Consider the following 14,858-nt stretch of genomic DNA (forward strand, 5'->3'; position numbering starts at 1 on the left):
AACCGATGAAAGACACCGCATCCAAGCCCGGCCCCCGCGCCACCCAGCGCAGCCCGGCTGGCCGCGCGCGCGCCGCGGACCGGCTGGCACGCCTGCGCCCGCGCGTGCCGCAGCGCTGGCAGGAACGATTCGACGCCTTCTGGTCGGCGCGCAACCCGCGTGAGCAAGCCATCCTGGCCGGCGGCAGCGCCGTGCTGGCGCTGGTGATCGGCTACACCGTCCTCTGGGAACCCGCCGCCGATGGCCGCGACAAGCTGCTGCGCAGCCTGCCGCAACTGCGCAGCGACTCGGCGGAGATGGAAACGCTGGCGCAGGAAGCGCGCGGCCTGGCGGCCAGCCCGGCCCCGTCGCTGCGCGGCGAGGCGCTCAACCAGGCCTTGCAGGAGAGCCTTGCCCAGCACGGCCTGAAGGCCACCCGCCTCAATGGCACCGGCGACAACAGCGTGCAGGTGCAGCTCGACAAGGTGCCGTTCGGCTCCGTGGCAAGCTGGCTGCAGGACGTGCGCCAGCAACAGCGCCTCAAGGTGATCGATACCCGCATCGTCTACGTGGGCGCCACCGCCATGGTGAACGTCACCGCCACCCTGCAAGGCCCCGCGGCAAATCCGGGCGGGCGCGGCTGATGGCGCGCCTGGAAGCCCTGAGGCTCGCCCGCCGCCGCGTTGCCAGCCCCCGTGGCTGGCAACGCGCGGGCTGGCTGGCGCTTGGCTGCGTCACCGTGGCGCTGACCGTGCTGGCGGCATTTCCCGCGGCATGGATCGCCGATGGCATCGCCAGCCAGAGCCAGCGCCGCGTGCTGCTGGCCGATGCCGATGGCTCGCTGTGGAACGGCAGCGCCACCCTGGCCCTGTCGGCCGGCGCTGGCAGCGAAACCGCCACGGTACTGCCCGGGCGGCTGCAATGGTCGGTGGCCTTCTGGCCGTTGCTGACCGGCACGCTGCGCATGGTGGTCAGCCACACCGAGGCCATGAGCGGCCCGGTCGCCGTGACGGTGACCCCGTTCGGCTGGACCGCCCAGGCCGGCGCGGTCCGCATGCCGGCAGCGCTGCTCGAGGGTGTCGGCGCTCCGTTCAATACCCTGCGCCCCGACGGGCTGATGCGCATTGACTGGTCCGGCCTGCAAGGCCGGTTCTTTGCCCATACCGGCGAGCCGGGCGAACCGGGCAGCGTGGGCGGCATGACCGGCCACCTGACCGTGCGCCTTGACCAAGTATCATCGGCCGTCAGCCGGGTGCGCCCGCTTGGCAGCTACCGCGCCGAGATCGACTGGTCGGGCGCCGACGGCAAGCTGCAACTGACTACCCTCGCCGGGCCACTGCACCTGCAGGGCAGCGGCACCCTAGGCCGCCAGGCGCGCTTCGAGGGCACGGCCGACGCCGACCCCGACGCCGCTACGCAATTGGTAGGCCTGTTGAGCCTGCTGGGACGACGTGAGGACAATGTGACACGGCTGCGCTTCTGATCCCGGCATCGGCGCGAAACCTTCGCGCCGATGCCCGCAGCCCGGAACCGAATATGAAAACCCAAGCCCTTCGACCTTCGCTCAAGACCCGCTGCGCCCGCGCCACCGCGCTGCTTTGCGGCCTCTCCCTGCTGGCACCCGCGCCGCTGTGGGCCCAGCAACCGAGCCAGCCGGCGGCCCAGCCAGGCCAGCCGCCCGACCTGACCCCGCGCAACCGCGACCAGGTCGTGCTCAACTTCGTCAATGCCGACCTGGAATCGGTGGTGAAAGCGGTGGGGCAGGCGACCGGCAAGAACTTCGTCATCGACCCGCGCGTGAAGGGCTCGGTAAACCTGGTGACCGAGCAGCCGGTGTCGCGCTCGCAGGCGCTGGAAACGCTGGGCTCGGTGCTGCGCATGCAAGGCTATGCGATGGTCGAGAGCAACGGCTTCACCAAGGTGGTGCCGGAAGCCGACGCCAAGCTGCAGGGCTCGCCCATCGTGGTCGGCAGCGGCAGGTCCCGCGGCGACCAGGTGGTGACCCAGGTGTTCCGCCTCAACTATGAGTCGGCCAACAACCTGGTGCCGGTGCTGCGCCCGATGATCGCGCCGAACAACACCATCACCGCCTACCCGGCCAACAATACGCTGGTCATTACCGACTACGCCGAGAACCTGCAGCGCCTGGGCCGCATCATCGCCGCCATCGACGCGCCGGCCTCGGGCGAGGTCGAGCTCGTGCCGCTCAAGAATGCCATCGCCAGCGACACCGCGCTGGTGCTGCAAAAGCTGCTGGACCCGGGTTCCGCCGGCGCTGCTGGCGGGGCCGTGGCAGGCGCCGACGCCAGCCTGCGCACCTCGGTGGTGGCGGAGCCGCGCAGCAATTCGCTGATGATCCGTGCCTCCAGCCGGGCACGGCTGCAGCAGGCGCGCCAGTTGATCGAGAAGCTCGACCAGCCCTATGCGCGCCCCGGCAATATCTGGGTGGTGCCCCTGAAGAACGCGGAAGCTACCAAGCTGGCGCAGACGTTGCGCGCCATCGTCGCGGCCGACAGCTCCTTTAACACCAACCAGTCCGGCACGCAGGGCGCAACCGGCGCGGTGGGCGTCGCCGGCGGCACCGGCCTGCTCAACACCTCGACGCCCAACACCGGCCAGTACACGGGCGGCAGCACCGGCAGCACGCGCAGCGGCTCGGGATCCGGCGGCGGCAGTTCGGCCTTCGCGAACTCCTTCGCCACCAACACGCTGCCGACCACCGGGGGCATCATCCAGGCCGACCCGGCCACCAACTCGCTGATCATCACGGCCAGCGAGCCCGTCTACCGCAACCTGCGCGCGGTGATCGAAGACCTCGACATGCGCCGCGCGCAGGTCTATATCGAGTCGATGATCGTGGAAGTGTCTTCCACCCAGACCGGCCAGCTGGGCATCCAGTGGCAGGGCCTGCTCAACTCGCGCAACAGCAACACCAACGCCTTTGCCGGCACCAACTTCGGCACGGGCGGCCAGAACATCATCAACCTGACGGGTGCCGCCGCCGCGATCAACGCGAACGGCGCCGCCGCCATTCCGAGCGTCTCGGGCCTGGTGCCCGACCTGGCCGGTCTGAACCTCGGCATCGTCAACCGGGCGATGGGCCTGGGCGCGCTGCTGCATGCGCTTGGCGCCGACGGCAGCGTCAACCTGCTGTCCACGCCCAACCTGATCACGCTGGAGAACGAGGAAGCCAAGATCCTGATCGGGCAGAACATCCCGGTCACCACCGGCTCCTACGCGCAGACCGGCAGTTCGGCGTCTGTCACGCCATTCCAGACCTTCGACCGCAAGGACGTCGGCATCACGTTGCGGGTCAAGCCGCAGATCACCGATGGCGGCCTGGTGAAGATGCAGATCTACCAGGAATCGTCGTCCGTGGTGCAGGGCACTGCCGCCCTCACCCAGGGCCCGACCACCAATGTGCGCTCGATCGAAACCAACGTGCTGGTGGACGACGGCCAGATCATCGTGCTGGGCGGCCTGATCGAGGACACCTACGGCGACGGCGTGCAGAAGGTGCCGGGACTGGGTGACCTGCCATGGATCGGCGGGCTGTTCCGCTACGAAAACAAGAACCGCGGCAAGACCAACCTGCTGGTGTTCCTGCGCCCGTACGTGATGCGCACCGCCGGCGCCACCGACCGCCTGACGCAGGACCGCTACGACTATATGCGCGGCCTGCAGCAAGGCTTCGCCTCGCCGAACATCATGGTGCGCGACGGCAATACGCCGATCCTGCCGCCGGCGGACGCGCCCATGGCACCGTTCGTCGATCCGCGCTCGCGCGGGCCGGTGCCGGGTCCGCTGCCGCTGGAGCAGACGCTGCCGCAATCGCAGCAGCAACAGCAAAGACAGCCGCAAGCCCAGGCGCCCGCGGCCAACGGCACGCCGCTGCCGCCGGGCGTCAATCTTGGCAACGCCACGGTGGGCGCCGTCCGCCCGGTGAACTGAGACTCGCCATGGCCACAAGCATCGCCCCCGCCGCCGTGCCCGACGAGCCGCTGGAGCCGCCGTCGACCATCGCCGCGCGCCTCGTCACGTACGGCTTCGCGCGCGAGGCCCGCCTGCTGATCGCGCACCAGCGCACCGACGGCCTGGAGGTGTGGGTCAGCCGCGCCACCTCGCCCGCAGCGCTGGCCGAAGTGGCGCGCGTGCACGGGCCGCTGCGCCTGCGCGTGCTGGAGCCCGATGCGCTGGAGCTCGCCATGTCCGAGGCCTACAACCGCCAGGACAGCGGCAGCGCCGCGCAGGTGGTTGGCGAGGTGGAGGGCGAAGTCGATCTGTCGCGGCTGATGCAGGACATTCCCGCCGTGGAAGACCTGCTGGAGTCCGAGGACGACGCCCCCATCATCCGCATGATCAACGCGCTGCTCACCCAGGCCGCGCGCGAAGGCGCCTCCGATATCCACATCGAGCCGTTCGAGTCATCCTCGGTGGTGCGCTTTCGCGTGGACGGCACGCTGCGCGACGTGGTGCGCCCGAAGAAGGCGTTGCACGGCGCGCTGATCTCGCGCATCAAGATCATGGCGCAGCTCGACATCGCGGAAAAACGCCTGCCGCAGGATGGCCGCATCACGCTGCGCGTGGGCGGGCGTCCCGTGGACGTGCGCGTCTCCACGCTGCCCACCGGCCACGGCGAGCGCGCGGTGCTGCGTCTGCTCGACAAGGAGGCCGGCCGACTGGATCTCGCCAAGCTCGGCATGGCGCCGGGCACTCTGGGCGGCTTCGATCACCTGATCCGCCAGCCGCACGGCATCGTGCTGGTGACCGGGCCGACCGGCTCGGGCAAGACCACCACGCTGTACGCCGCGCTGTCGCGGCTCGATTCGCGCACCACCAACATCATGACGGTGGAAGACCCGATCGAGTACGACCTCGACGGCATCGGCCAGACCCAGGTCAACCCGCGCATCGACATGACCTTCGGCAAGGCGCTGCGGGCCATTCTGCGCCAGGATCCGGACGTGGTGATGATCGGCGAAATCCGCGACCTGGAAACCGCGCAGATCGCGGTGCAAGCCTCGCTGACGGGCCACCTTGTGCTGGCCACGCTGCACACCAACGACTCGGCTTCGGCGGTGACGCGGCTGGTCGACATGGGCATCGAGCCCTTCCTGCTGTCGTCGTCGCTGCTCGGCGTGCTGGCGCAGCGGCTGGTACGCCGGCTGTGCCAGCACTGCAAGCGCGAGGAAGTGATCGAAGTCACACCTGACGAAGCCGACGTGCTGCTGGCGCAAGGCAAACCGTTGCAACGCGTGTGGCATGCGGTGGGCTGCGACAAATGCGGCCACTCGGGCTACCAGGGGCGCATGGGCGTGTATGAGCTGCTCAGCGTGGATGACGAGATCCGCACCATGATCCACCGCCAGTCGGCCGAATCCGAGATCAAGAAGCTGGCCCTGGAGCGCGGCATGCACACCATGCGCCGCGATGCGCAGCGCTGGATCGACTCGGGCGCGACCGCGCTGGAAGAAGTCTTGCGCGTCACGCGCGACTAAGGGCGAGCCCAGAGACATGCCAGCCTATCGTTACGAGGCCGTCGACGCCGCCGGCAAGACCGATCGCGGCGTCATCGAAGCCGACAGCCCCAAGCAGGCCCGCGGCCAGTTGCGCGCGCGCGGCCTGACACCGCTCAATGTGGATCCGCTGGCAGGCGTCGGCGGCGTGCAGAAAAGCAGCACCGCTGCCTTCGTGCGCCGGCTCTCCACGCAAGAGCAAGCGCTGTTCACGCGCCAGCTCGCCAGCCTGATCGTGGCTGGCCTGCCGCTGGACGAAGCACTGGCGGCGCTGGCCGATCAGGCCGAGCGCAGCTATGTGCACGAGCTGCTGGCCGGCATCCGCGCGGACGTGGTCGGCGGCAGCTCGCTCTCGGTGGCGCTGTTGCACCATCCGCGCGATTTTCCGGATATCTACCGCGCGCTGGTTTCCGCCGGCGAGCACTCTGGCCACCTCGGCCTGGTGCTGGAAAAGCTGGCGGACTATATCGAGACGCGCAACTCGCTCACCGCCAAGATCCGGCTGGCCTTTACCTACCCCGCCATCGTCACCGTGGTGGCGTTCGCCATCGTGATCTTCCTGCTGTCCTATGTGGTGCCGCAGGTGGTGAGCGTCTTCGCCAACACCAAGCAGAAGCTGCCGACGCTGACCATCATCATGCTGGCGCTGTCGGATTTCGTGCGCAACTGGTGGTGGGCCGCGCTGGCGTTCATCGTGGCGGTGAGCCTGGGAATACGCAGCCTGCTGCGCCAGCCCGGCGTGCGCCTGGAGTGGCACCGCTGGCTGCTGACCGCGCCGCTGGTCGGCAAGCTGATCCGCGGCTATAACACCGCGCGCTTCGCCAGCACGCTCGCCATCCTGGTATCCGCCGGCGTGCCCATCCTGCGCAGCCTGCAGGCAGCCGGGGAAACGCTGACCAACGAGGCGCTCAAAGCCAATGTGGATGACGCCACCACGCGGGTGCGCGAAGGCGCCTCGCTGGCGCGCGCGCTGGCGGCGCAGAACCAGTTTCCTTCCGTGCTGGTGCATTTGATCCGCTCCGGCGAAGCCACCGGCAACCTGCCGATCATGCTGGAGCGCGCGGCGCAGGGCGAAGGCGCGGAGCTGGAGCGCCGCACGCTGTTCCTCACCAGCCTGCTGGAGCCGCTGCTGATCCTCAGCATGGGCGTGGTGGTGCTGCTGATCGTGCTGGCGGTGCTGATGCCAATCATCGAAATCAACCAGTTGGTACGGTAGTCCCGTAGACGCGGTAGTCATGCGGCTGGCGGCCCAAGCCGGCTGGAATGCAAAACGGCGCCTTGCGGCGCCGTTTTGCGTTCTGGCGAGTGCGGCTTATTCGGCAGCCTTCGCCGTCTTCTTCGGTGCGCGCTTGGCCGGTGCGGCGGCGGCTGCCTTCTTGGCTGCGGGCGCAGCCTTTTTGGCGGGAGCGGCAGCCTTCTTGGCCGGCGCAGCAGCCTTCTTGGCGGCTACAGCGGTCTTTTTGGCCGGTGCTTCCGCTTTCTTGGCGGATGCGTCTGCCTTTTTGGCCGGTGCGGCAACCTTCTTGGCGGGTGCGGCGGTCTTCTTCGCACGGGCCGGGGCCTTGGCTTTAGCCTTGACGTCAACCACAGGCTCGACCGGCTCGGCAACCTCGACCACCTCGGCGATTTCCACAACCGGAGCGACTTCGACGACTTCAACGACCTCGGCAACCTCGACCGCTTCCACAACCGGCGCCACCTCGGCAATCTCGATGACTTCAGCGGCTTCGACAACCGCCGCCACCACGGTGGACGACGGCGCCACGAAGATCGAGCTGTCGATCGGCCACGGGATCTCGCTCAGCGTGACCTCAGGCTTGGGCGGCTTGCGGCGGCGGCCACCGTTCGATTCGCCGTTTTCGCCAGCATCGGCGTCGTCCTGCTCGTCCTCGGACTCGGCGCCGTTGTAAGCCTGCTCCACGCGCTCCAGCACGTCCATCGGATCGACCACGAACGTCGGGGCGGTTTCGCTAGCGGGAGCCGGGGCGGCAAATTCGGGGACCGGCGCGGGCTGCACAGGCAGTGCGGCCTGCTGCGCACGCTCCGGCCGTGAGCCTTGTTGCTGCGGGAAAGGCTGGCGATCACCACCACGCCGCTTGTTGCGGCGATTCTCGCGCCGCTCGCGGTTGTCACGGTTCTCGCGGTTCTCAGCCTGAGGGCTTTCTGCCTGGGCGTTCTCGCCCTGACGGTTCTCGGGCTGGCGGTTCTCGCCTTGGCGGATCTCGCTCTGGCGGTTCTCGCCCTGGCGGTTCTCACCTTGGCGGCTCTCGCCCTGACGGTTCTCGCCCTGACGGTTCTCGCCCTGGCGGTTCTCGCCCTGGCGGTTCTCGCCCTGACGGTTCTCGCCCTGACGGTTCTCGGGCTGGCGGCTCTCGGCCTGGCGCTCGTCGCCCTGGCGGGGCTCGGCTTCGCCGGACTTCGAACGGCGCTTCAGGCGCACCCACAGCGTCTTGTTGTTGTTGCCGTTGCGGGTCTCGACTTCGAACAGGCCCGTCGCGGCTACCAGCTCGGAGAGCTTGCCGTAGCCGTAGTTGCGCGAGTCGAACTCGGGTGCCTGCTTGGCGATGTGGTTACCCATGCCGCCGAGCGTGGCCCAGCCTTCTTCGTCGGAGACCGCTTGTGAGGCGCTTTGCAGCAAGCGCACCAGGCGCGAATCCTGGCGCAGCTCACCGCTGTTGCGCTTGCGCGCGGGCGCGGCGGCGCCGTCGCCGTCGGCTTCCGTATCGGTGTCGGTATCGGCATCGCTGCGCAGCACGTCGGCAAAGATGAACTTGTCGCAGGCCGTGACGAAGGGCTTGGGCGTCTTGCGTTCGCCAAAGCCGTACACGGTCAGGCCCTGCTCGCGGATGCGCGAGGCCAGACGGGTGAAGTCGCTATCGCTGGAGACGATGCAGAAGCCGTCGAAGCGGCCCGTGTACAGCAGGTCCATCGCGTCGATGATCATCGCGCTGTCGGTGGCGTTCTTGCCGACCGTGTAGCGGAACTGCTGGATCGGCTGGATGGAGTGCGACAGGAGGCGCTCCTTCCAGCCGGCCAGGTTGGGCTTGGTCCAGTCGCCGTAGATCCGCTTGACGGCGGCTACGCCGTACTTGGCGACTTCGGCCAGCAGGCCTTCGACGATGGCGGGCGCCGCATTGTCGGCGTCGATCAGCACGGCCAGGGTCGCAGTGCCCTGGCGGGAGGAAATAGTCATGTTGGGTCCTGGAGGCCGGTCGGCCTCGGATGGGGCGGGTTGCACCGGGGCACAATCCCTGGAGATATGGCGCACGGTCCGCATCTGCCCGTTTGTTGCGTAAACCTGTTTGCAACGCAGTGTACACGCGAAGCGTGTCCATTCGGGAAAGCACGCCTGTGGCGGGCGCGCTTTTTGCTGCGTCGCAAGGTGCCGCCCCCTTGGGGGCGGTGCTACCATGCTGCAACGAGACACGGCCGTTTTCCGCCTTCACAAGAGGCGGCGTACGGTCGCCCACAACTGAAGTGAGTCGGCGATCCCGACTGCATGCCCCATAGAGGAGCACCTATGAATGCCCCCCTGACCCCTCCGGTCAGCGACGCCATCCGCCGCGCGCTCGCAAACGTTTCCCTGGAAGACAAATACACGCTGGAGCGTGGCCGCGTTTATATCAGCGGCACGCAGGCGCTGGTACGCCTGCCGATGCTGCAGCGCGAGCGCGACCGCGCCGCCGGCCTGAACACGGCCGGCTTTATCTCTGGTTACCGCGGCTCGCCGCTAGGCGCGCTGGACCAGGCGCTATGGAAGGCCAAGCAGCACCTGGCCACGCACGACATCGCGTTCCAGGCGGGATTGAATGAAGACCTGGCTGCCACCTCGGTATGGGGCTCGCAGCAGGTGAATATGTATCCGGACGCCAAGTTCGAGGGCGTGTTCGGCATGTGGTACGGCAAGGGCCCGGGCGTGGACCGCACGAGCGACGTCTTCAAGCACGCCAACTCGGCCGGCTCCTCGAAGCACGGCGGCGTGCTGGTGCTGGCGGGCGACGACCACGCCGCCAAATCGTCCACGCTGGCGCACCAGTCCGAGCATATCTTCAAGGCCTGCGGCCTGCCGGTGCTCTATCCCTCGAACGTGCAGGAGTACCTCGACTACGGCCTGCATGCCTGGGCCATGAGCCGCTACTCCGGCCTGTGGGTGTCGATGAAATGCGTGACCGATGTGGTGGAGTCGTCGGCATCGGTGGAGCTGGATCCGCATCGCGTGGAAATCGTGCTGCCGCAGGATTTCATCCTGCCGCCGGGCGGCCTGAATATCCGCTGGCCCGATCCGCCCCTGGAACAGGAAGCGCGCCTGCTCGACTACAAGTGGTACGCCGGCCTGGCCTATGTGCGCGCCAACAAGATCGACCGCATCGAGATCGATTCGCCGCATGCGCGCTTCGGCATCATGACCGGCGGCAAGGCCTATCTCGACACGCGCCAGGCGCTGGCCAACCTGGGCCTGGACGATGAGACCTGCGCGCGCATCGGCATCCGCCTGTACAAGGTGGGCTGCGTGTGGCCGCTGGAAGCGCATGGCGCGCGCGCCTTTGCCGAAGGCCTGCAGGAGATCCTGGTGGTCGAGGAGAAGCGCCAGATCATGGAGTACGCGCTCAAGGAAGAGCTCTACAACTGGCGCGACGATGTGCGCCCCAAGGTCTACGGCAAGTTCGACGAAAAAGACAACGCAGGCGGCGAATGGTCGATCCCGCAGAGCAACTGGCTGCTGCCGGCGCACTATGAGCTGTCGCCGGCCATCATCGCCCGCGCCATCGCCACGCGGCTCGACAAGTTCGAGCTGCCCGCCGACGTACGCGCGCGCATTGCCGCGCGCATCGCGGTGATCGAGGCCAAGGAAAAAGCCATGGCCGTGCCGCGCGTGGCGGCAGAGCGCAAGCCCTGGTTCTGTTCGGGCTGCCCGCACAACACCTCCACCAACGTGCCCGAAGGCTCGCGCGCGCTGGCCGGCATCGGCTGCCACTACATGACGGTGTGGATGGACCGCAGCACCAGCACCTTCAGCCAGATGGGCGGCGAAGGCGTGGCATGGATCGGGCAAGCGCCTTTCGCCGGTGACAAGCATGTGTTCGCCAACCTGGGCGACGGCACCTACTTCCACTCCGGCCTGCTGGCGATTCGCGCATCGATCGCGGCAGGCGTCAACATCACCTACAAGATCCTTTACAACGACGCAGTCGCCATGACCGGCGGCCAGCCGATCGACGGCAAGCTGTCGGTACAGGACGTGGCCAACCAGGTTGCGGCCGAGGGCGCCAGGAAAATCGTCGTCGTCACAGACGAGCCGGAAAAATACAGCGCCGCCATCAGGCTGCCGCAAGGCGTGGAAGTACACCACCGCGACGAGCTCGACAAGATCCAGCGCGAGCTGCGCGAGGTGCCCGGCGCCACCATCCTGATCTACGACCAGACCTGCGCCACCGAAAAGCGCCGGCGCCGCAAGCGCGGCACCTACCCCGATCCGGCCAAGCGCGCCTTCATCAACGACGCGGTCTGCGAAGGCTGCGGCGACTGCTCGGTGAAGTCGAACTGCCTGTCGGTGGAGCCGCTGGAAACGGAGCTTGGCACCAAGCGGCAGATCAACCAGTCGTCCTGCAACAAGGACTTCTCGTGCGTCAACGGCTTCTGCCCGAGCTTCGTCACGGCCGAAGGCGCGCAGGTGAAGAAGCCCGAGCGCCACGGCGTGTCGATGGACAACCTGCCGGCCTTGCCGCAACCGGCGCTGCCCGGCCTTGAACATCCCTACGGCGTGCTGGTCACGGGCGTGGGCGGCACCGGCGTGGTCACCATCGGCGGCCTGCTCGGCATGGCCGCGCACCTGGAAAACAAGGGCGTGACCGTGCTCGACATGGCCGGCCTGGCGCAAAAGGGCGGCGCGGTGCTCTCGCACGTGCAGATTGCCGCGCACCCGGACCAGCTCCACGCCACCCGCATCGCCATGGGCGAAGCGGATCTGGTGATTGGCTGCGACGCCATCGTCAGCGCCACCGACGATGTCATCTCCAAGACCCAGGTAGGACGCACGCGCGCCATCGTCAACACGGCACAGACGCCCACCGCCGAGTTCATCAAGAATCCCAAGTGGCAATTCCCCGGCCTGTCGGCGGAACAGGATGTGCGCAATGCAGTGGGCGAAGCCTGCGACTTCATCAACGCCAGCGGCCTGGCCGTGGCGCTGATCGGCGACGCCATCTTCACCAACCCGCTGGTGCTGGGCTACGCCTGGCAAAAGGGCTGGCTGCCGCTATCGCTGGACGCGCTGGTGCGCGCCATCGAGCTCAACGGCACGGCGGTGGAAAAGAACAAGGCCGCCTTCGACTGGGGCCGCCACATGGCGCACGACCCCGAGCACGTGCTGTCGCTCACCGGCAAGCTGCGCAACACCGCCGAAGGCGCGGAAGTGGTCAAGCTGCCCACCTCCTCCGGCGCCCTGCTGGAAAAGCTGATCGCGCACCGCGCCGAGCACCTGACTGCCTATCAGGATGCCGCCTACGCGCAGGCCTTCCGCGACGCGGTGAGCCGTGTGCGCGCCGCGGAAAGCGCACTGGTCGGCAGTGGCAAGCCGCTGCCGCTGACCGAAGCGGCGGTGCGCAACTTGTCCAAGCTGATGGCCTACAAGGACGAGTACGAAGTCGCGCGCCTTTATACCGATCCGGTCTTCCTCGACAAGCTGCGCAACCAGTTCGAAGGCGAGCCCGGCCGCGACTACCAGCTCAATTTCTGGCTGGCGCCGCCGCTGATGGCCAAGCGCGACGAAAAGGGCCATCTGGTGAAGCGCCGCTTCGGCCCGTCCACCATGAAGCTCTTCGGCGTGCTGGCCAAGCTCAAAGGCCTGCGCGGCGGCGTGTTCGATGTGTTCGGCAAGACCGCCGAGCGCCGCACCGAGCGCGCGCTGATCGGCGAGTATCGTGCGTTGCTGGAGGAGCTGACGCGTGGTTTGAGCGCAGCCAATCACGCGACTGCGGTCACGCTGGCCAGCCTGCCCGACGACATTCGCGGCTTCGGGCACGTCAAGGACGACAACCTGGCGAAGGTGCGTACGCGCTGGACGGCGTTGCTTGAGCAGTTCCGGCATCCGGAGACGGCGCAGCGGGTGGCTTGAGTTTTAGTTTTAGCTTGAACGGAGCGCCGCCGCGAAGGGGCGCTCCGGTTACTGTCGGACCCCACATTTTTTGGAAATGTGGGGTCCTTTTGTTTCTGGCGTGGTTGCTGTTGTAGCCGCTACCTGCTTCGCACGGCAACATGGCACTACGCATCTCGTTATACGGAACTCAGTGACTCGCATCCCGCAGCGCCTGAATCGCATCGGACGACTTCTTCGTCCGCTGACTGTCAAACTTGGCCCTTATTGGTGGGCGATGCCACCATCCTCTGGCATCGGCAGCCCGGTGAACTTCACCCTATGCGTAGGCATGTCGCAACAGACATGTGGGCACGCAGGAAGAAAATCTACCCCTACCGCGCGACCTGACTCCCCCATTGCGGGATCATCCAGGAACGTTGCCCGTACGCTGGTATGAATCCTTGTGGGATTGAATCCCCGGCTGACAAGAAAGTGACGAACTGTCTCGGCGCGCGCGCTGACAAGTCGCCTCCCACCGGTATCGCCACCGACCAGATATGCCGCAATGAAGAAATAGTCGTAGTTCGGGTAGTGAACCCGCAGGTCCGCGAGCCAAGTCCCAAGCTTGAGTGCCGCACTGGCATTCAGCGTGTGTACATTCTTCGGGAACTGAAGGTCTACTCCCTTCACGCGTGGACTGCAAGCGAAGGCCACGCTATTCGACAGGCACATCGCCAGCATGGCGCATCCGACCCACCGCCGATACGAACTCGCCGATCCTGGTCTATTTCCGTTGGTCATGACTCCCCCGATCAGCTTGTTTCGCATCAATTGGTTGTGGTCCAGGACAGCACGGATGGGGGCAGCGCGGGTTGATGGATATATACGCCGTACTTGCCAGCCTCCGTGCTTCGGCGCTTGGTGGCGCATCGTATCCATAGTTCTTTATTTCTGTATCAAATATATCCGAATCCTCAACACCAAAATTCAATAGCAGAGTCTTCAAATTGCGCAACCGAATCTTCGCCAGATGCACCGATACCCCAACTCGTGGATTCTCCTGAACAGAAATGTAGTATTGACCGCTATTTGGGAACGCCAGTCGAGTCTTGCTCCTCCAATCCGCCATCCGATGTATCTCGCTGGCGGAAAGATTGGTGCGACCAGGCTCATAAATTGGCTCGTACTCAATATATGGAGGATGGCAAGCGAGGACAGGCGAAACAAAGGCAATCAAAGCGAAGCCGAAGATAATTCTCATCATGGTCTCCACACAGGATATTTCCCAGACCAATTCGGGATATTTGACACGTAGTACGCAATGTTATCCGCATTTACGATACAAAATTCATCCCTTGCCGCCGCCCTTTCTTTTGACATCTTCAAGCTAGACCAGTCGTCCACGCTATTCATTGCCAGCGGAAAGTGCGACACTTCATGCATCAGAATGCTGAGTTTTGATTCCTTGTCGAACGGAACACCATGAATACTGTTCGCCTCAGCATCGGTTCGGCAGAATATGTCCCCAATAAAGATTGTATAGGTTCCATCAGGCTTGCAGACGGCTGCAGCCGGGGGCAACTCCCCATCCTTCGCCCGCGGCACGCACCCAGCCCGCGCAAGCCCCTCTACCGTATAACGCTCATAGTTCCTGTCAGTCAGCCCACGCATGATCTCCCGCATCCGAGCCAACCCATCACGCAATGTCTCGCGCGTATCCTCCCTCGCATTGCCGAACCAAAGCCTGACCTTGTCCTGATCCGCCCGATTCCACCGCTCCAGTTCGACCAGTCGGTCACCTAGCAGCCGCACAGCCTTGTCGCGCAACCGGCTCATCGTGGCGTAGAACTCCGCGTTGCTCATGTTCTGGCAGATCAGCGTGGGATCGTTTTCAGACGTTTCCCTGGGCACCCCCGCCACCAGCTTGTTCGATGCCTCCACCGGCGCGCCAGCAGCGCTATCCGCCCGCAAATGCGTGTGACCGCCACGGGTCACCTGAATCGTGAAGGTGTTCTGCGAGGCGATGACGAACGGCCTGGCGGCACACTTGCAGTTGACGCGTGCGCCTTCCACCAGGATCTGCTTGTCCATCAGGTCAAAGGCCGGATAGCAATCGTTGGTGACAACGCCACCGCTCTTGCACACCGGGCAGGTGGCAAAGTCCCCCTCGACGCCGAGCTGCACGCCGTCTTGCGTCATCTCACCGGTGCCGATCAGCACGCCGTTGTTACTGGTGCGGTCTCCATTGCGAAGCGCACATCGAATATCCATCATAGGAAGTCTCCACG

General features: G+C 66.1%; 8 protein-coding genes and 1 pseudogene. 6 read left to right on the forward strand and 3 right to left on the reverse strand.

Annotated elements, in window-relative coordinates; genetic code table 11:
• Positions 1–5 precede the first annotated feature (5 nt).
• The 5 genes from ACX12D_RS18470 to gspF are packed head-to-tail and all read left to right on the forward strand — an operon-like array spanning position 6 to position 6,711.
• Positions 6–623 carry a type II secretion system protein M gene (locus ACX12D_RS18470; RefSeq protein WP_459374058.1) on the forward strand — a complete coding sequence of 206 codons (618 nt, stop codon included), beginning with the start codon at positions 6–8 and terminating at the stop codon, positions 621–623.
• Positions 623–1,462, forward strand: a complete 840-nt coding sequence (locus ACX12D_RS18475) for a type II secretion system protein N (RefSeq protein WP_459372210.1) — start codon at positions 623–625, stop codon at positions 1,460–1,462. Before ACX12D_RS18470 ends, ACX12D_RS18475 begins: the two co-directional genes overlap by 1 nt.
• Before the next feature lie 53 nt (positions 1,463–1,515).
• On the forward strand, positions 1,516–3,930 hold the full coding sequence (gene gspD, locus ACX12D_RS18480; RefSeq protein WP_459372211.1) for a type II secretion system secretin GspD: 2,415 nt from the start codon (positions 1,516–1,518) through the stop codon (positions 3,928–3,930).
• Between the two features lie 8 nt (positions 3,931–3,938).
• Entirely contained in the window at positions 3,939–5,477 is a 1,539-nt protein-coding gene (gene gspE / locus ACX12D_RS18485; RefSeq protein ID WP_459372212.1) for a type II secretion system ATPase GspE, read from the forward strand.
• A gap of 16 nt (positions 5,478–5,493) precedes the next feature.
• Positions 5,494–6,711 (forward strand): type II secretion system inner membrane protein GspF, encoded by a 1,218-nt coding sequence (gene gspF, locus ACX12D_RS18490; RefSeq protein WP_043350441.1) that lies wholly within the window; start codon positions 5,494–5,496, stop codon positions 6,709–6,711.
• A 1,200-nt stretch (positions 6,712–7,911) separates the two neighbouring features.
• On the opposite strand, the pseudogene ACX12D_RS18495 reads toward gspF, so the two are convergent.
• Positions 7,912–8,688, reverse strand: a pseudogene (locus tag ACX12D_RS18495) (NYN domain-containing protein); the annotation flags it as partial.
• 327 nt (positions 8,689–9,015) lie between these two features.
• Here ACX12D_RS18495 and ACX12D_RS18500 point away from each other — a divergent pair.
• Positions 9,016–12,609, forward strand: a complete 3,594-nt coding sequence (locus tag ACX12D_RS18500; RefSeq protein ID WP_459372213.1) for an indolepyruvate ferredoxin oxidoreductase family protein — start codon at positions 9,016–9,018, stop codon at positions 12,607–12,609.
• 745 nt (positions 12,610–13,354) lie between these two features.
• Here the strand turns inward: ACX12D_RS18500 and ACX12D_RS18505 are convergent.
• Together ACX12D_RS18505 and ACX12D_RS18510 are read right to left on the reverse strand one after the other, a co-directional pair.
• Entirely contained in the window at positions 13,355–13,834 is a 480-nt protein-coding gene (locus ACX12D_RS18505) for a hypothetical protein (RefSeq protein ID WP_459372214.1), read from the reverse strand.
• Complete coding sequence (locus tag ACX12D_RS18510; protein ID WP_459372215.1) at positions 13,831–14,844, reverse strand: M35 family metallo-endopeptidase; 1,014 nt, start codon at positions 14,842–14,844, stop codon at positions 13,831–13,833. The genes ACX12D_RS18505 and ACX12D_RS18510 overlap by 4 nt, the downstream gene beginning before the upstream one ends.
• Positions 14,845–14,858 lie beyond the last annotated feature (14 nt).

The sequence above is a fragment of the Cupriavidus sp. PET2-C1 genome (genome assembly GCF_054515855.1).

Bases quoted from the DNA above. Each gene is read 5' to 3' on its own strand.
- ACX12D_RS18505 (WP_459372214.1), bottom strand. From the start codon at position 13,834: ATGATGAGAATTATCTTCGGCTTCGCTTTGATTGCCTTTGTTTCGCCT.
- ACX12D_RS18470 (WP_459374058.1), top strand. From the start codon at position 6: ATGAAAGACACCGCATCCAAGCCCGGCCCCCGCGCCACCCAGCGCAGC.
- ACX12D_RS18475 (WP_459372210.1), top strand. From the start codon at position 623: ATGGCGCGCCTGGAAGCCCTGAGGCTCGCCCGCCGCCGCGTTGCCAGC.
- ACX12D_RS18500 (WP_459372213.1), top strand. From the start codon at position 9,016: ATGAATGCCCCCCTGACCCCTCCGGTCAGCGACGCCATCCGCCGCGCG.
- gspF (WP_043350441.1), top strand. From the start codon at position 5,494: ATGCCAGCCTATCGTTACGAGGCCGTCGACGCCGCCGGCAAGACCGAT.
- gspE (WP_459372212.1), top strand. From the start codon at position 3,939: ATGGCCACAAGCATCGCCCCCGCCGCCGTGCCCGACGAGCCGCTGGAG.
- gspD (WP_459372211.1), top strand. From the start codon at position 1,516: ATGAAAACCCAAGCCCTTCGACCTTCGCTCAAGACCCGCTGCGCCCGC.
- ACX12D_RS18510 (WP_459372215.1), bottom strand. From the start codon at position 14,844: ATGATGGATATTCGATGTGCGCTTCGCAATGGAGACCGCACCAGTAAC.